At 47.3% G+C, this 18,255-nt stretch carries 16 protein-coding genes; 4 read left to right on the top strand and 12 right to left on the bottom strand.

All coding sequences use genetic code 11. The annotated features are described in order from the left end of the window. Window positions 1-12 precede the first annotated feature (12 nt). The 5 genes from DHN43_RS16665 to DHN43_RS16650 all read right to left on the bottom strand — a co-directional run bounded on the left by DHN43_RS16665 (window position 13) and on the right by DHN43_RS16650 (window position 3,232). Complete coding sequence (locus DHN43_RS16665) at window positions 13-384, bottom strand: sulfatase-like hydrolase/transferase (protein WP_108819363.1); 372 nt, start codon at window positions 382-384, stop codon at window positions 13-15. A 493-nt stretch (window positions 385-877) separates the two neighbouring features. Continuing rightward, window positions 878-2,020 (bottom strand): D-alanine--D-alanine ligase, encoded by a 1,143-nt coding sequence (locus tag DHN43_RS16660; RefSeq protein ID WP_159096902.1) that lies wholly within the window; start codon window positions 2,018-2,020, stop codon window positions 878-880. Window positions 2,021-2,284: 264 nt separating this feature from the next. Beyond that, window positions 2,285-2,494 (bottom strand): cold-shock protein, encoded by a 210-nt coding sequence (locus DHN43_RS16655; protein WP_063291013.1) that lies wholly within the window; start codon window positions 2,492-2,494, stop codon window positions 2,285-2,287. 288 nt (window positions 2,495-2,782) lie between these two features. Continuing rightward, complete coding sequence (locus tag DHN43_RS27075; protein ID WP_152986764.1) at window positions 2,783-2,965, bottom strand: hypothetical protein; 183 nt, start codon at window positions 2,963-2,965, stop codon at window positions 2,783-2,785. Window positions 2,966-3,022: 57 nt separating this feature from the next. Next, entirely contained in the window at window positions 3,023-3,232 is a 210-nt protein-coding gene (locus DHN43_RS16650; protein ID WP_057464243.1) for a cold-shock protein, read from the bottom strand. A 928-nt stretch (window positions 3,233-4,160) separates the two neighbouring features. On the opposite strand from DHN43_RS16650, the gene DHN43_RS16645 reads away from it, so the two are divergent. Next, window positions 4,161-4,922 carry a hypothetical protein gene (locus DHN43_RS16645; RefSeq protein WP_159096900.1) on the top strand — a complete coding sequence of 254 codons (762 nt, stop codon included), beginning with the start codon at window positions 4,161-4,163 and terminating at the stop codon, window positions 4,920-4,922. Between the two features lie 177 nt (window positions 4,923-5,099). Then, window positions 5,100-6,392 (top strand): hypothetical protein, encoded by a 1,293-nt coding sequence (locus tag DHN43_RS16640; protein ID WP_108819360.1) that lies wholly within the window; start codon window positions 5,100-5,102, stop codon window positions 6,390-6,392. Between the two features lie 428 nt (window positions 6,393-6,820). Here DHN43_RS16640 and DHN43_RS16635 read toward each other — a convergent pair whose 3' ends face one another. From DHN43_RS16635 to DHN43_RS16610, 6 genes are all read right to left on the bottom strand, one after another. Further along, entirely contained in the window at window positions 6,821-8,104 is a 1,284-nt protein-coding gene (locus tag DHN43_RS16635; RefSeq protein WP_057464244.1) for an amino acid permease, read from the bottom strand. 212 nt (window positions 8,105-8,316) lie between these two features. Then, entirely contained in the window at window positions 8,317-9,693 is a 1,377-nt protein-coding gene (locus DHN43_RS16630) for a tyrosine phenol-lyase (RefSeq protein WP_063309461.1), read from the bottom strand. 1,308 nt (window positions 9,694-11,001) lie between these two features. Next, window positions 11,002-11,274, bottom strand: a complete 273-nt coding sequence (locus DHN43_RS16625) for a hypothetical protein (RefSeq protein WP_108819359.1) — start codon at window positions 11,272-11,274, stop codon at window positions 11,002-11,004. A 356-nt stretch (window positions 11,275-11,630) separates the two neighbouring features. Continuing rightward, window positions 11,631-12,134, bottom strand: a complete 504-nt coding sequence (locus DHN43_RS16620) for a PIN domain-containing protein (RefSeq protein ID WP_159096898.1) — start codon at window positions 12,132-12,134, stop codon at window positions 11,631-11,633. Between the two features lie 37 nt (window positions 12,135-12,171). Continuing rightward, window positions 12,172-12,540 carry an STAS-like domain-containing protein gene (locus DHN43_RS16615; protein ID WP_108819357.1) on the bottom strand — a complete coding sequence of 123 codons (369 nt, stop codon included), beginning with the start codon at window positions 12,538-12,540 and terminating at the stop codon, window positions 12,172-12,174. A gap of 3 nt (window positions 12,541-12,543) precedes the next feature. After that, window positions 12,544-13,419 (bottom strand): ATP-binding protein, encoded by an 876-nt coding sequence (locus tag DHN43_RS16610; protein WP_108819356.1) that lies wholly within the window; start codon window positions 13,417-13,419, stop codon window positions 12,544-12,546. Between the two features lie 1,075 nt (window positions 13,420-14,494). Here DHN43_RS16610 and bamE point away from each other — a divergent pair. After that, on the top strand, window positions 14,495-14,884 hold the full coding sequence (gene bamE, locus DHN43_RS16605; protein ID WP_244271719.1) for an outer membrane protein assembly factor BamE domain-containing protein: 390 nt from the start codon (window positions 14,495-14,497) through the stop codon (window positions 14,882-14,884). A gap of 297 nt (window positions 14,885-15,181) precedes the next feature. Next, on the top strand, window positions 15,182-15,619 hold the full coding sequence (locus DHN43_RS16600) for a DUF134 domain-containing protein (RefSeq protein WP_108819355.1): 438 nt from the start codon (window positions 15,182-15,184) through the stop codon (window positions 15,617-15,619). Between the two features lie 197 nt (window positions 15,620-15,816). Here DHN43_RS16600 and pheT read toward each other — a convergent pair whose 3' ends face one another. Beyond that, window positions 15,817-18,240, bottom strand: coding sequence for a phenylalanine--tRNA ligase subunit beta (pheT, locus tag DHN43_RS16595; protein ID WP_108819354.1), 2,424 nt, complete (start codon window positions 18,238-18,240; stop codon window positions 15,817-15,819). Window positions 18,241-18,255 lie beyond the last annotated feature (15 nt).

Raw genomic sequence — 18,255 nt, 5'->3', positions numbered from 1 at the left:
TCAGAGTGTCCATCAGCGCCGCAAAGGTGCGGGGCTGGAACTGTCTTCATTGTTCAATGTATGGGGAAGCAGACGTTTCTTCAGGCGCTGTTCAACCGGCACCTGTTCCAGTGCGTGACGGATGTCATTACCAATACCCGGCGTCTGGCTGACACCGCGTAATGACGGGTACAGGCCAGTGTAAATACTGGTTCGGCGGGAAGCGCAGGCTGTGGTTGCAGTATGGTGGTTGAGAAACTCCAACCCGTGTTGGCACATCTTTCCAAGCGCAACACTGTTCTGCAACTGGTACTGCTTGGCACTGTCATTTTCATAGACCGGCGGAAAGCGCTCTTCATCCGTCGTGATAATCAAAAAATTGAGCGGCTTACCGTTAATTTTCATGCTGTGTCCTTATCGTTTTTGTTCGTTTTGGACATCGTTCGCTGGAATGTATGTACTCAAGTAAATCTGAGTGACCGACGCAGATATAGAGCTGAAGCACTCTGAGAAGCGGGTGGGAAAGTTGTATGACAGAAACATGAATCACAACATAAAGTTGTTACGCGTTTTCATCTTGAAATATTGGGGGAGGTATTTGCGTGAGGAGCGGTTTGAACAGCGTGATAGTCAGTTAGCCTAACCAACCTTCGTTCTAAACAAGTCACTCCCTGCGAGAGTAATAATTGAACCTTATCTGGGTCTAATTCAGCAACACGTAAAGAGTAGGAAGTAGGCTCTACTGAGTAATAACCTACTTCACTTTAGGTCAATAACTACCTAAATCAGTTCGCATTTAAGTTGAAACACATGAACTGCTTTAGCCTTTGTTTTTGCGTACCTTTATCCGAAGGCCGATTTCCACTTTTCGGAGATACGCTGTAGCAAACGATTGTAATTAGCCCACTTGCTGTAATGTGTTGATGCGATTGAGGCCGAGTTCAACGATCTTCAAGGCAACCTCAGAATGTGTCATCGCTGACGGCCTGTTCGTCTTCGATTTTGACCCAGTTTGTAATGAACAAGCCCTCGGGAAGTAACTTGAATCAGGCGTCATACCCGGCACTAGGTTTGCTTCAAGAAAATTGGGATTTCCTTCTGCATCAAGCTTGATGTCAATCCGACCAAAACTCTTAACTCCTAATGCCGTAAAAGCACTGCCTGCAAGCTCGGAAACAGCACTCAAAGTGGGTTCGGTAATAGTTCTGAGTAACTCATGATTTTGCTGCTTTGCAGCACATCCCAATATTCGATCACCTTTTTCATTCTTGGGAACTATGATTTCTACAGGCATAATAGATCTTGAATCGGTTTCCGGATCGTCAAAGATTGCAACTGTAAACTCTCGTCCCGGTAGCACCTCCTCGACCAGAACATCTGCGCCATAGCTTTCGAAAAGTTCTTTGACTTTACTTTGATAACTTTCGAAGTCGCGAACTATCGAGTTTTCATCAATTCCATTTCCATTAGCAGCATCTATCGGTTTAACGAAAAGAGGAAGAAAAAGAGGGAGTTTGTCTTCTGTTTCGAACTGGCCAGGGCAGGCTTGGAAAAACTTTGCAGTAGCAATACCGTGGTTTTGTATAGCCGTCTTAGCCTTTCCTTTATTGGAATCGAACTCCAGGCTGTTGCGATCAGATCCGGTAAAAGCAATTGCATGCTTAGAAAAGTAATCTGAAAACCAAGTTTTTGTATTATTACTTACATCCAGGAAGTATTTACTGCAAAGGACAACAAGATCTGGTCTAGACGTAACAATATCATTTAAACTGGATATCGAAGAAATCACGTGAAACGTAACTGTTTGATATTTTTCTTTCAGAGCATCGTAAAAGAAGCGACATGTCTCAATCGATCCAAATCCGGTTTCTTTCAAATCATGTGTATTGGTCGCTACAACTGCAATGTGGTTCTTCAATTTTGAGGAGTGTTCCTGCAAATTTTGCCGATGGTTATTGTTTGCAATTGGATTGGGAAACTGGAGAGGACCAATTAATTCTGCGGTTAAGCCAATTTTAGCAAGATCAGTTCGTTCTGTCATTGGACCATTCTTTCGTTGCTCAGTCATCAGTTGACAAGCAAATTGCCGGCCCTTTGTTTAGAGCACGGGAAGTGGCGAGGATAATTGACCGGTAAAACGTGGATTTAACTCACACAGTGCCGGGTGAGGATGGCTGTATTCACGGCACTAAGATCTTGTAGGAATAGGGAGAGCAGCTGTGAGGTAGTGTATATGACCAGCTGCAGATCTGATAAACACCACTGTTATGAGTAAGAAAGTTACGTGTCTAGGGACCGTCTTTTGTTAGGCAACTTCGATATTGTTGACTTCTATTTTCCCGTTTGCAGGATTTGTAAGCGTATCGAAACGTACTTTTTGGCGTTCAGCCAATTTCTTAATACCAGCACGATTTAAGGAGGCACGAAGGACGCGAAACTGTGAATTTGTACCTTCCTCCTGAATGTAGCCAAAGCCTTGCTCAGAATTGAAGAATTTCACGGAACCATTGATCATTTAGGATACAATCTGTGATGACCAAAAACGCTTTAGTACTTATGTACAGTCGCTTGACCAGAGAATACTACTTCCCCAAAAGCAATATTCCATTATGTACATATTGCACATCTTATCGCACTGGTTCAATCAATTTAAATTTTAATACGGATTTATTTGTCTAGCATAAGTAAATCTTAGAGAAAGATAGTTTCTTGAACTTTAGATCTACTAGATCAAAGAATAGATCTTGGCCCAAAATATTTAGCGATATCTTGTGTACTCGCTGATTGCCAATCACTTGGTAGACTATTTTATCAAAGGGCGAGGCTTTTTATCGGTAGCTTCTTTAGCAAGACGGAGTTCTTTTAGGCGAGACGTTTTTTCACTTAATTGCAGAGCCCGTTCCTCTTCATCGGTGAGTTCTTTTTTTTTGTTTTTTTCAATCGCAGCAAATCGATCTTTTGCACATGACATTGAAATATTAGGCATATTTTGGTTCTTTCTATAAGGACTAGGGCTACGCACAGGCGCAGCCCTGATCTTTTATTAGTCAACCAGCTGCAAATTCACAGCTGAAGCTTTGCCATCGCGGCCGCTTTCTAGTTCATAAGCAACTTTTTGACCTTCTTCGAGACCCATAAGTCCTGCCCGCTCAACAGCAGAAATATGAACAAATGCATCCTTTCCGCCATCTTCAGGAGAAATAAAGCCGAAACCTTTTGTGGAATTGAAGAATTTTACAGTGCCGTGTGTCATGGTTGATACCTTGTAACTTTACCCGGGCTAAGCGGGCGTATTTCCCATGTTCGATATGTACATGGGGTGCAACATTCTCAAAATCAGGGGGAACCTAGCAAACCGGCAAGCCGGAAGAAAAGATAGCCAATGATGGCTGTAAACGCGCTTTGTTTATGTAGTTATTCTCAGCTCTCTTTTCAAGAGGCTATGTAAGATATGCTAAACAATCTACAATTCTTGCTACTCTGATCGGTCCTGAAAGCAAGAAAAACTCGTTCTCCTACAACCCTACACCATGATCATTTAGTGCTTCGACTGCGTGAATATTTATTTTCGAAGAAAATACCGGAGGCGTGTATTTTATAATATTGAGGTAGTACGATCTCAAGCCTTGATTGACGCTATCGAATGTCCACTCTGGCCCGACACTCCAGCTCTGGCCTTGTTATTGGCGCGGTACTTTGCAAATGCAACAATGGACAGCTACCCCGCCTGAATTGCCGATCTGATATTTGGCACTCGGTGTTGCTTTGCGTTTTTGGTGAGAGGTTGCCTGAGGGCAAACAGTCGTCCTCTTAGAGCGCGGTTTTACTTTCGACTACACCTGATCAGTCATTGTTGGAACAGACAAAACTTGCCGCAGCTGGAAGGGCTGCGGCAAGTCTTTTGCTGACATTTGAGGGTCAGTTGGTTTGATTGCGGGGGCTTGAACAGCATGACAATCAGTAATCATTGAGGGCATTCATCTTACTCAGATTAAACTCAGCAATGGCCATTGAAGTGCCTCCGCTTTTAGACCACCTGACTAGAATAACTAACAACTATAAACTCACCATTTTATCCTTGGCTTGAATATTATAGAAACATCTCAAGGACCTTTAATTCTGGAAGCATGCATACGGACAATATCAATTACATTCAATTGGATACACATGAGGTAATGTCCATGACTGATAAAGATATGAGCCGTTCAAAGAAGTTGCCACGCGGAGCTCTCCCTACCCCCCGACATATCCTTGCGGAAGCTACGCCATTTATTCCTGACCCATCGATCCTCCTACCAAGTAAACTTCTCATGTGGCCAGTAAAAATAAGCAACTGGGGTAATATACATAACAACGACTGTGTAACTGCAGAAGAAGCATTTGCAAAAGCCACAGCCCGGCCACAAACCTTCATTGAATCAGAAGCGGTCATTACTTGGGCCAGAGATCATGGCTATCTGAATGGTGCGAACTTGCATGAAGTTTTGCTTACGATGCAAACCATCGGCTTTACTGGTGAATCTTTTAGTTATGAAAATGGCACTCCATGCGCCATTAAATCAGTGACGCCACATGCCATTCAAACTGCTATTTATGCTTCTGGGCCGGTAAAACTTGGCGTCGATGCAACAACCTTAGACTCGGTCGTAAAAAAAAATAATTTTCAAAGCGGCTGGGTATTATGCGGTGACACTGATCACAATGAAAAAGATCATTGTGTTAGCCTCTGCGGGTACGGCCAGTTCAGCGCTCTAAAAGAGCTGTTCAAGAATGAAGGTGTAGACGTAAATGCACCTAGCCAGTTGCCAGATGGAATGTGCTACGCAATGTTCACTTGGGGTACAATCGGTATAGTAGATGAAAAATCTATGCTGAACATGACGTATGAAGCTTGGATACGTACCCCGGTAACCATAAAAAATGCCTTGCCCACCAGAAGCTGAGACAATCAGCGAACTGTCTACAACATTACAAAGCATAATAAGCGCATTAATCAACTCTTCGAAAAGTCAGCTTTTGCTCACCTTCTGAGGGCCCTACTCCGAGTAGTAGCCTTACGGATCCATACACGGCAAACTAAAGTCAACAAAGCACTTCAGGAGTGCTTAGGCAGGAGACAAATGGTAGAAGTCACCAACAATTCCAGTCAGGACTTAACTGCCGCAGTAAACGAATGGTATGCGGATAAGAGCAGCACAGATTTCTTCCCAATTAAAGTAGGCGCTTCCGAAGTTTGGACCAGGAGTGATACAAGAGGCTTCATTTTAACAGTAAAGCAAGGCAGCTCTGATGTAGCTTTTTCTGGAATAGATCAGAAAGCTCAATTGGATGAAAATGTCTGTTTGGTGTCTTACTTTTTGGAAGCTAATACCGACATATCGCTAGACGACGATGGCGCATACTATACTAAATCAAAACAAAGAATACCCTTTATCAATATCACCGGAAACAATGACGGAAAAACAAGTGTTTTGACACTAGTAAATACCGGTAAGAGCTTGATTAAAGCGTCAGTAAACAAAGGCGAAAGCGATAAGGAATCTGGTGCTTATTATCCGGTAGAATCCAACGATTTTGGCACTTGGCAGCGCGAAGGCAGAGCTGGATTTGTACTTTTCCTGAAAGCGCTGACAGACAATATCCAAAATGCTTATTATGTGCGTAGCAATAGCTTTGTTAATTATGAAAATGGATTTGTTTTTGAATTCAGTCTGCACAGTACGGATAATGCGGTAGCTCTCAATCCTCTAAAAGCGCCCAGCAAAAATACTGATAACGAAGAAATCACTTTATTCAATCAATCAGGAAAAACTGTATCAGCGGCAATAAATAAATGGGATGAAGATAATAATGTAAGCACTCTTTTCTTTGATATTGATAATAACGAAAAAGAAACATGGAAGAGAAAGGATGAAAGAGGATACATATTAACAATATCAACTAATAAAGGCGCATTGCAACGATCATATTACATATGTACTAGTACAAAGGTGCACTTTTATGATGATAATCTTTTTTGCAATGGAAACCCTGTAACTGTTATTGAGGCATACTCAAATTCAATCTACGTAGAAAACACTTCTAATGATACATTTAAAGTATCAGTCAATCAGTGGGACGCCAACCAAGACACACAACACTTTGATATCGAGGCTGGCAGTTCTAGGGCTTGGAGCAGGCGTTATCAGTGCGACTATGTAATGTCTGTCAATTATTCAGATAAAACTGAGTTGCCTTACTATTCTACAGATACAAGTTACTTCGAGGTTGCAATTGCAAAAAATGGACAAGCGATTGTTTATACCTATGATCGGTGGCCTCGTAAAAAAGCAGAGCCCTTAACAGAGAAAGCAGCAAGTCAAGATCGCAGCTACGTGATCAAGTTGTATAACGCGATGACAACACGCAAATAGTCAGTCACATTGATTGAGTAGAGACAGCTCTGTCGGTAATTTTCTGCTTCTTACAATAGATCTTATAACTGTAAAAAATAACGATCGCACTCCTGATTGCCAACCAGCTGTACGACCCTAGGCGCAGCTTTTCGCTTCTCGATAGAAACTATCTAGGAACAGCGACTGCCTTCTCAGAACATAGCTTTGCATACTAAACTCAGCACAGATCAGCCTTAACCGCATCTTACGCCAACACCCCGAACCTGCCTCCCAGTGGGTTCGGGGTGTTGAAACGGATAAAACTTGCCGCAGCGGGAAGGGCTGCGGCAAGTCTTTTGCTGACATTTGAGGGTCAGTTGGTTTGATTGCGGGGGCTTGTGGTTTGCCTCGCAATCAGGTTTTGCCCCGACTGAATAGTCGTCTTTTTTGCTTTCTCTTCAAACGGATTAGCCGAAGATTGGCAGGTTACCGGTCAGTTCGAATGCAGTGATGATGAACACCAGGATACCGAAACCGAATACCATTGCCTGACGGGCGTTGCCGCCTGGGACCTGGTACATGTCCGGGTTCCGCTCACGACAGATGCGAACCATCACGATTGGTGCCAGCAAGGAGAAGATCACCAGAACCACACCAGCATAACCGATTGCTGCGATGAACCCGTGTGGGTACAGGATAGCAAGGATAATGGTTGGTACGAATGCGATGCCTACAGTCTTTGCTTTGCCAGCAACGGTAGCTGTATCGAACTTGAACAAGTCGGAAATGTAATCATACAGGCTGAGAGAGACACCCAGGAAGGATGTTGCAACAGCCATGTTGCCAAAGATCTGCAGGATTACAGAGATGTTTTCACTGATACCAGACTTACTCAGAGCACCGATAATGTTACCGATGTTGCCACCTTCAGCGATGATCGCAGGGAAGTCATCACGGGAGATGTTTCCGAATACTGCAAACATCCAGAGGAAGTAGAAGAAGCCTGCAAGGAAAATCGCGATCAACAGCGCTTTGCTTGTCCGCTTCGCATCCAGCCCCAGATAGTTGGTTACAGTTGGAACTGTAATTTGAAGACCAAAACTCGCCACCAGGAAGGAGATGGTGTAGAACGCATATGGCATGCGATCGCCGAGAGAGATCTCTGGGAACAGGTTCGTTGTAGATGAGTTACCGATCAATGAGCTCAAGCTGATCATGAACGTGATGATCATGCCGCCGATGAGAACAGTGTTCACACGGTCAACAGCTCGGGTCCCCATCATCACAATCGATAGTAGCACGACTGCGAAGATCAAACTCGCCACCCCTGATGACATGTTGACGTCACCAAAAATCGACAGCGAGTATGTGATGATCGAACTACCACCTGAGATGTAGGCGTAGGTGAGAACGTAGCACAGGAAGGCAACGGACAGACCGTTGACCACACGGCCCACGTTACCAATGGTGCCCTTGGCAAGGCTGTCGTAGTTGGACCCTTCAGGGAAATGAAGCGTGATTTCCATGATGTACAACGATGCAGTGTGCATGATGTAACCAACAACGATCATCAGAACCAGACAAACAGAGAACCATACGCCACTGTTTGCAACAGGGAGCGAGAACATGCCCGCGCCGACGGCGGTGCCAGCAGCGATCACACTGGCGCCTAAGATTGTGCCCTGGCTTTTCTTGGTAGATTTTGGTTCAACTGTCTCTGCAGTAGGAACCTGCTCAGAAGCAATGGTCATGTTGAGCCTCCCAACTCCGGCATTTGCCGTGACCAATTGAGAAAACGCCTGCCGATTTTGTAAGTGCCCCGTGGCAGAGCTTTCCCGAAAAGCGCACATAGACTTACGATGGGTAAGATTTGTGCTTTGATAACAACAGAGGAGAGCACACGGGCTCTCCTCCAATGCAGTTTAGTCTTTGACTATTGCTAGTCACTTCAATGGCTTAGTTCTTAGATTTCTTCGAAACGGCCAGTGAAGAAGCGAAGTACCTTAGGTTCGAATACGAATTCGAGACCCTTGATGCTTTCGCGGTTTTTGTAGAGCTCGATGATCGCATCTGCGACGTAATCCATGTGTGCGTATGTGTATACGCGACGTGGGATAGTCAGACGAACGGTTTCGAGCTTAGGAACGTGGTTCTCACCGGTCTTAACGTCGCGGCCTGCGGATACGATGCCGCGTTCCATGGTGCGTACACCGGAGGTGCGGTAGATCGCTGCGGCAAGTGCCTGTGCAGGGAGCTGCTGTTGGTCAAGGTGTGGCAGGAATGCGCGTGCATCGAGGAAGATTGCGTGACCGCCGTAAGGTTTAACCATTGGCACGCCAGCTGCATCCAGACGTTCGCCGAGGTAGCGGATCTGATTTACGCGGTGTGAGATGTAGTCAAACTCTACGGATTCCTTGATGCCGATTGCCATTGCTTCCATGTCGCGGCCAGCGAGACCACCGTAGGAAGGCATACCTTCGAACTGAACAACCATACCTTTTGCTTCAGCAAACAGGTCATCGTCGTTCATGCAGAGGAAACCGCCGTTGTTTGTCAGGCAATCTTTTTTGCCGGACATGGTGCAGCCGTCACCGTAGGAGAACATTTCAAGGAGGATTGCCTTGATTGTTTTGTCTTCGAAGCCAGCTTCACGTTCTTTGATGAAGTATGCGTTTTCTACACAACGGGTTGCATCGTACATCACTTTGATGCCGTGCTTGTGGCAGAGTTCGCTTACTGCTTTGATGTTGCCCATGGAAACAGGCTGACCACCAGCCAGGTTCACAGTTACAGCAAGACAGATGTAAGGGATCTTTTCGCCACCAACTTCGTCGATGAGCTTCTGCAGTTTTGCAAGGTCCACGTTGCCTTTGAATGGCACGTCAGCCAGGTCAGGGTTGTGGGCTTCGTCGCAGATTACGTCAACAAATGTTGCACCGTTACGTTCCTGGTGGAAACGTGTTGTGGTGAAGTACATGTTGCCTGGAACGTAGTCGCCTGGCTTGATTGTGAGCGTGGACAGGATGTTTTCTGCGCCGCGGCCCTGGTGAGTAGGGATGAGGTGTTTGAAGCCGAAGTGCTCTTTAACAACTTCTTCAAGGTGGTAGAAGTTTTCGGAGCCAGCATAAGCTTCGTCACCAACCATCAGGCCAGCCCACTGCTTGTCGGACATCGCGGATGTACCGGAGTCAGTCAGCAGATCGATGTAGCAGTCTTTGGACTTCAGCAGGAATGTGTTGAAGCCAGCTTCCTGGATTGCCGCTTCGCGACGCTCGTCAGAAATGAAGTACATTGGTTCAACAGATTTAATCTTGAACGGCTCTGGCATAAACTTAGTCATAAGAACGTCCTCTTACTTGCTTCTTTACCAATAGGGCGGAGGGACCATGTCTCTCCGAATTCTCAAGGAGTGAAGAAATTATCGATTTCGAAGTTTACTTACTTACGAATCGAAAACATTCTCGCTTCACCAATCTTCGTATTCATTAATTATCCAAATATTCGATCATCACAATAAGTAACAATATGGATATGTGAATAAATAATCGTTTATATATACAGATCACAGACACATGTACCTTTATGCAATACACAAGGCGCTGCTTTTTACATGAGCATTACTTGACCATGCAGAGTTATTTCCTGCATGATCTTGGCTGTTCTGTGATCTGTATATTTTCCCGCTGCAAGTCTCAGGCATGGCGGTGCCGTTCTTCTGCCCCAAGCGCGCTCAACACTTGGGAGACAGGAGCAAAGACAAACGTCATTATCTGAAGCAATCACGACACACCTGCAGCGCAAACCGGAGGTGCCGATGGTATTGCCAATATCAAAGCACAGTTCTTCTGCTGCGTAGGGGATGCAGTGTTGGAATGAGTGCCTAATATTACTTGTTTTGGGGGTACTGCATGTTTTGGCTGGCCTCTACACTCTGCATCTTTGGTGGACTATAGGAGGCAGGAGGCTAGCTTACATGCGGCCGTGCAGCAGGAGCGACTCCACTGCAGGCGGAGGTCGTCAGACGAGATGCAGATTATTGGCCATGGAAACATCTTCGATGTGCCAAGGCAGCTTATCTCTCTTTAAGATATTCAAATACAGCTGATACCAGCGCATTTTCCTAGTCCCAATGTAACTTCAAGACCTAATTGATTACACACAACGGAGTTTGGGCGAATTGGCCTGAAAGTCAAAAGGAAAAACTACTTAGAGACAGTGGCTTGACGGGGGTGCCTTGCTGCGGCGCGACACAACTGCCGTTACAAGCTCCCTGAAATACCAAGGGTTTTTGGGTTTTACGGGGTGTATATCACCCGGTTTGGCAGACTTCACGATTCGTCAAAACATCCTATTTATTCCACAATAAACTTATATATTAGCAACTCCTGCCATTATTTTTAGATTGATTAGCATGAATCACTTTCACGTTCAGAGAGCCTGATCGAGCTGTGTTTGATCAGATTGGAGTGCATCCCCTACCCTTTGGGATGCTGGCCTGCGGGCGTTTGTTGCCCGGCCGCAGACCAGCAGGGTGCTCATTTGCGGGGTTGTGCCTTTCACCTGAGGTTGGAGGCCTTGGTGTGGAGGCTTCCCTGTGGCAGTGAACACGGGGTGCGTGTGACACCGCCCGAGCACCTGTCACAGTGCGTTAATCCAGAAACACAACATTGGTGTTGACCGGCTGCGGAAGGGCGACCCGCTCCAATAATCCGCAGGACTTTTTCAGTGCCTCCAGGCGGTCACATAAAGCGTGGTGCAAAGTGAACAAAGCATCCCGCTCGCAGCTGTTCTTCACGCGCTCGCTGAGTACAAGCTGTTGCATGTACGCGAGGTTCTGAAGATCAGAGACGACGATCTGGACTTCGTCAATTTCATTTTGAAGAGTGTTTGTGGCGCTGCATGCGCATGCGGAGTCTACCATATTCAATCCCTCTGTTTAGGGTGTTGAAGGCCGCGCGACAAAGAGCTTTTGGGACTCGCTGGCGAGCGGGAGGCCAAAAACCTGCAAACAGACAGGCGGGTTTATTCCCCTCCGAAGAAGGTATTGTATTCACCGCCCTCCCGCTCATAACGAAGGGTTTGCGCACTTTTGGAAAAAAGGCACAAAAAATCCGCTAGTTAACGGGAGCGGGTACCGCTGTTTGGAGAGGTTTTGGGCCTCACCCAAGAGCATGCAACCAGATGCATGCGGTGTCAATGGCCAAGGTTTGCAAGCGTGCGTTGTGTGGCGAAGGGGAGACGGATTAGGCGGGATGGACACTTTTAAGACGCACTATTTCAATTGTTAGCTCGGAGCAGCTTATTATTCGCAGTGACAATATCTAACTGACACCCAAAAAAATCGAAATCATGAGTAACCACAGCATAGTCATTAGCAATACAGTGTTCTCTGATCACTAAATCGCCAAAGTCTAAATGCCCTTCACTTAACTCATGGACAAGAGCTTCAATATTCAATTGGCCATTCACGGCTTCATAAGTATAATCTTCGATCATGTGTAAACAAGTGTCTCGCATAGTCTCCATAAAGTCGCGAAACTCTTCTTGCTTACGAAACTCCTTTAAATGTGCGATTTTTTGCTTTTTTTGCCTGTAGTTATTCTCATGCAGCATGTATTCAATACGACAACAGCGGTTAAAAAACTCAGCCATAATGTAATCATTAATGATAATCTCGTTATCTTGATCAATGGCAGATTTTAAGTAGTCACTATAGCAAGCTGGCGTCCTTGATCTAGGATCAAACCCATTAATACTAATCCAGACATTAGTATCAAGCATAATCTTTCTATTCTGAAATGCACATTTTATCTTCGCATCATGAATTCTTGTCATTTACTTGACCAGTAATACTTGAAAAAATACTATCTATACTATTATTATCATTAAAATATATCTTGGCTCGATCAACCACAATTTTCAATCTGACTAAGTGCCAATCTTCCGCATCCTCTGGAGGAGCTAAATGCTGGCGAATTTTTTGCTCATCAAAGTCACCATAAAGTTGACCAACAGCAGCGTTTAAAAACGCAGTTGTCATTCGGGTAACGCCCGAAAAGGACAATGCGGCGCGATTGCCGTTAACTATATGTTGGCGAATTACATCAAAGACCTTGTGTCCATCACTTGCAGATACACAAATTCCGCCACCCACTATGACCGAAATTGGAACAGATATAGTTTTCATAATTTACCAGATATCTCTCGGATCAGGAACCTTCGCTAAATCATAATGATTATGATCAGAAGTTACTATATCTAATATGACTGCTGTGCCCGGAAATGGTGAAACAAGAGAACCGCATTCAACTTCGCTTCCATTTTGGCACCAATATCCCGAGTTAGACACAATCAGTAGTTTCCCGCTATTACTTTCAATAAACGCTCTGATAATTTTTAGCCCAAGCCCGCCAGGAATGTCACCTTGACGAGTTGTATTGCCAGGCGTCATAGCCCAATCGATCGCATTTACTGAACTAAGCCGAATGCTCTTACGCCTATATATGACTTCATCCATGCCAATACCACCATCAACAATAGTAAAGCACAACCGTTCAGAACGAGGATAAAATTGTCCTCCCGCACAAATGTTTATTGGCGCTTCAGAATGAAGTGCGCAATTGGCAAAAAGCTCGTCTATCCCCTCATAAAACTTACTCCTGAGCGCAGCTGTCATCTTTGGCATCTCAGGTCTGGCCAAGTTTTCACGCGTATAATTAGAGAAACTTATAGCAGCATCACTATGAAATTCTGTCACCCTTAAGGTCGTATTATAGATGTCAGGACTGCTGGAAGCGAAAAAGCCATTCTTTGAAAGAATGAGTTTAAGTTTCTCTGAGACTCCAACAAACTCAAACCAGTTACCACGCGCTTCACAATGCCGAATAATTATCAATAACAAAGGAGCTAAGTGAGCTTCCATCCATCTAATAGAGGAAAGATTGACCGTAATTTTTGTATTTTCGACACCAACCAATTGAGAACCAAGAGATGATATTGCATTCAAACCCGTATAGTCAGTATGTATTTCTGGTCCTCGAAGTCTGACTTCTATGTTGCGCTCCATTTGATATCCAATGCGAATAAAATCTTATTTCAATTTTACTAAATCACACTAGATCTATATCCAAGCGCATTGCCTAAATTCAATATTATTTTTCTTTTGTCATAATATTTTTGACGCATAAAAACTGAAAATTTGGATTATATCGTCTCGGATAATCTATAGTCCCTAGTTCTATCAATCATAAGTTTAGCTGGATAATTTATTAAAACCATCGGCATGTAACCTACATATCTGGTAGTGGAGTTTCCATTATATATTGCGGATTCCCCGTTTGTGTTGGTCCGTTCTCGAGAACAGGCTAGCCTCCTCTGACGTCATCCCGCACTTGATGCGGGATCTAGGGCCGAGGCTGCGAGCCTATCAAATCAACTCCAGATACTACTCCTGCTATGTCAGTGTTCGTAACGTCAGGCCCAACATCATGAAACATGCAGTTTGTAATGAGGGGTGATTTCCAGCTGGGTCCCGCATCAAGTGCGGGATGATGAGAGGGGATGTGTGGGGTGACGAGAGGGAGGTGTGTGGGATGATGGTGGAGGGAGAGGTGTTTTGGTGGTTTGGAGCGGGTTGGGTGTGCGGGGATAAGTTGGATTTTGCGTGGTGTGGTTGGTGCACTGTATGAGGCGAAGGGCTGTTGCACTTATTCCCCTTTTCTGCCGTAGATTTCGGGTTTAGCGGTGCGTTCTGGTTCGTTGACCTCCCGAATTTCATAGGAACGCAGAAAAACGCAAAGTTGCGCATAGCAACGCAAAATGATGTTTGCCGGGTTATGCCCGTTGGTGCACGTGGGCGTGTGGTGGTTTCTTCCACATGAAGTGTGCAGGCTTTTTTGCCGGCTTTGGTGTTTGGTGTGCACTAAGGCGCCCTCTAGCGCTTTGATTTAATTTCGTAATTCCCTCTTTCTATTGCCCCCTGACAGTTCTTACACGAGTCTTATCTCAGGTTTACAGGGCTGCGCTCTGGCGGCACGCTCGGCTAAGAGAACGAAGTTCTATTCCCAGTTAAGAAGAACTCGCTGTGCGTTGCATTTACGGAGCAACGCAAACCAACGCAAAGGGGCATAGATTTGCGAATTGTGCACGTTATCCTCGCTCTGGGGCTTGGGCTGGTTGTGGCTGGCTGCGCTTCTGTTGGCAATGAGAGCCTTCGGCATTTGACGCGTGAAGGGCTGGAAAGCCAGTTGGAGAACGGCAAGACAACCAAGGAAGATGTGCGCGTTGCGTTGGGTGACCCAAACACCACTGATTTTACCGATAGCGGCAATGAGATTTGGAAATACAGGCATGTACGGACGCAGGCGAAGGTTGAGAACTTCATTCCGGTGGTTGATTTGCTTGCCAGCGGGCAGGATGTGACCACCAAGGAAGTGGCCCTGTTTTTTGATCAGGACGGTTTGCTGAGGAACTACTCCATGATTGAGGTGGAGGACGAGGTTCGTACCGGACTTATCACCGCGAACATGTAGCATAGATTATTAGATGGGTTGGCGCGCTCGGGGTGGAAGCTTCGGGCGGTTTTGCTGTTTATGCCCTTGTATGCTGTTGGTTATGCCCGTTGTGGTGAGGTGACATTATGAGCATATGTTCTTTTCCTAGCTTGCCAGTGACTGATAAGAGGCGCAGTATAATGAACATATGCTCATTAGAGCTGGCCGCGTTCTCTTTTCCTCACGCCCCCTGCTCTAGATTTATGTTGCTGTGCGTCTCCCCTGCCTAAATCATTGATGGTTCTTATGGGAGAGGCTGTGAAAGGAGTGTTTGTTATGCCACGTCCAAGAAAACCACGCCGAATTCATGGAACTGCAGGAGTGCGCTTTTTCAAGCCGCAGGGCGTGCCGCTGCGCACGCTTCAGGCGGCGGTTTTATCGCAGGACGGGATGGAGGCGTTGCGTCTGGCCGATGCAGAAGGGCTGGAACATACGGCTGCTGCTGATCTGATGGGGATTTCGCGGCCTACGTTCTCGCGGCTTGTCTCCCACGCCCGCACGGTGGTTGCGACGGCCCTGACGGAGGGGCTTGCGCTGAAGATTGAGGGCGGTGCTGTTGCAGCCGATGGCTCCTGCCTGCCCGAAGCGGAGTTGAGTGACGAGGACTGCCAGCGTATGCAGCGGCGTCGGCGGCGCGGGTTCTGCGGGCGGGCGAGTGTGATCTCTGAGCCTGTGCAGCTGGATGAGGCGGAGGGGCGCGAGGGAGCGGTTTAGGCTGACGCTGGGTGGTTGTGGTTTTTGGCTGGGTTCTGGGGCTGAGCTGTGCTGGACGGGCTGGATATCCCCGTGGGCGGGTGAGGTTATGCCCCTGCTGTCTGGACAAATTTTGCCGATTTTGCATTAAAAAACGCGGATTCCGAGATTTTCCGGAATCCGCGTTTTTGTGTTTCGTCAGTGCTGTACAGCGGGAGTTATCCGCGCAGGGTACCGCCGGTAGCCTTTTGAACGGACGCAACAATTTTGTTTGAGACCGCCTCGATATCCTCATCGGTGAGGGTCTTCTTGGTCGGCTGCAGGGTTACATCAATCGCGAGAGAGCGCTGGCCTTCCGGCACGCCCTGCCCTTCGTAGATATCGAAGAGATTCACGTTTGTGATCAATGCTTTATCCGCGCCTTTGGCAGCTTTCAGGAGCTTCTCAACCGGGATAGAGCTGTCTACCAGGAACGCAAAGTCCCGTTTTACCGGCATAAGATCCGCAGCATTCAGCGCACCCTTGGATTTGGTCGCTTTCTTCTTCGGCTGAGGAACAGCGTCGATGAAGACTTCAAACGCCACGAGCGGGCCTTCAATGTCCAATGCTTCCAAGGTCTTAGGGTGGATCTCACCGAAGTACGCCAGGGTGTTTTTCGGGCCCATTTTGAGGGCGCCGGAGCGGCCTGGGTGGTAGTAATCCGGAGCGTCGGTGAAGACCATCAGGTTGTTTACCTGCGCACCAATGGACTGTAGTACCGCGCCAGCATCAGCCTTCGCGTCGAAAACATCAATGTTTTCAGCGTTTCCGGACCAGTGGCGACCGGAACCGGTTGGTTTGGCGGTACCGCGGCGGATGCCGGCGATGACCATCTTCTGGCCTTTTTCGCTATCATTTTCAAAGACTTGGCCGACTTCGAAGAGAGCGACGTCGGCGTAGCCGCGGTCTGCGTTGCGCTGTGCTGCGGAGAGCAGGCCAGGCAGCAGGGACGGACGCATGTCGGACATGTCTGCGGAGATCGGATTTGCCAATGATAGCAGTGGGTTACCACCACCGAAGTGCTCTGCGTGGGCTTTAGGAATGAAGGACCACAGAACAGCCTCGTCCATGCCGCGTGTTGCGAGTGCGCGGCGGGCATTAGAGCGGCGGATCTGGCTAACAGTCAGAACCTTCTGGGAGATTGGCTCCATGCGCGGCAGGGTAGCAGTTGGCACTTTGTCGATGCCGACAATGCGCATAACCTCTTCTACCAAATCAGCTTTCCCAAAGATGTCCGGACGCCAGCTAGGAGGAGAAACCTTGACTACATCGCCGTTGCCAGCGACCCAGAAGCCGAGCAGGGAGAGGATAGCTTTGATCTCACTGTGGGATACTTCCAGGCCGGAGAGGCGTTTGACTTCGCTGAGAGGGAAGTCGATGATGCGCTCTTCCTGTGGCACTTCTCCTACAACGTGCGCGTCGGAAGCTTCGCCGCCGCCACATAGGTCCATGACCAATTTCGTAGCAACTTCAAGGCCTTCCACCATGTACGCCGGGTCCACACCGCGCTCGAAGCGATAGCGGGCGTCGGTAGATACTCCCAGTTTACGGCCTGTACGGGCGATGTTGAGCGGATCCCAGAGAGCGCTTTCAATCACCACGTTTGTGGTATTTTCGTCGCAACCTGTTGATTCTCCGCCCATAATTCCACCGAGGGACTCCAGACCGTTGTCGTCAGCAATGACAACGACGTTCTCATCGACGGCATAAGTTTTTCCGTCGAGGCCAACAAGCTCTTCGCCAGCCTTACCGTGACGGACGGTCAGGTTGCCGGAAACCTTATCTGCATCAAAGACATGCAGCGGGCGGCCCTGATCGAAGGTCATGTAATTGGTGATGTCCACGAGGGCATTAATCGGGCGCAGACCGATAGCAACCAGACGCTTCTGCATCCATTTAGGAGACGGGCCGTTTTTGATGCCACGGACCACACGATAGCCGAATGCAGGGCAGTGTTCCGGGCTATCCCCTAGATCCAAAAGGATTTTTAGATCGTTTGCGTTGCTATGTGCGTTCACTTGCGTTTTTTGCGGGGTTTTTAGCGTTCCTAAGCCGGAAGCAGCCAAATCACGCGCAATTCCGAACACACTTGCGCAGTCGGAGCGGTTCGGGGTCAGGCCGATTTCGATGACCGGATCGTCCAGACCAGCATATGCAACAAACGGGGTGCCGACTGGTGCGTCTTCTGGCAGGTCGATGACGCCGTCGTGTTCGTCGGATAACTCCAGCTCGCGCTCGGAGGCCATCATGCCGTGGCTTTCCACGTCACGGATTTTACCAACGGACAATGTTACGTCGAGACCGGGGATGTAATCGCCCGGTTTTGCGAAGACGCCAATCAGGCCTTTGCGGGCGTTTGGTGCGCCACAGACAACCTGCAGGGGCTCACCTTCGCCGGTGTCCACTTTCAGCACGCGCAGACGATCTGCATTCGGATGCTGCTCGGCTTCCAGAACGCGGGCAATTTTGAACGTGCCAAGGCGATCAGCTGGATTGGAGATTTCTTCCACTTCCAGCCCGATCAGCGTCAGGCGCTCTACAATTTCTTCAAGGCTTGCATCGGTCTCAAGATGGTCCTTGAGCCAGGAAAGGGTGAATTTCATTTTATTAGCTCTTTA

This window comes from Pseudovibrio sp. Alg231-02 (assembly GCF_900143565.1).
GTDB lineage: Bacteria > Pseudomonadota > Alphaproteobacteria > Rhizobiales > Stappiaceae > Pseudovibrio.
This window is presented reverse-complemented; position numbering and strand designations above follow the sequence as displayed.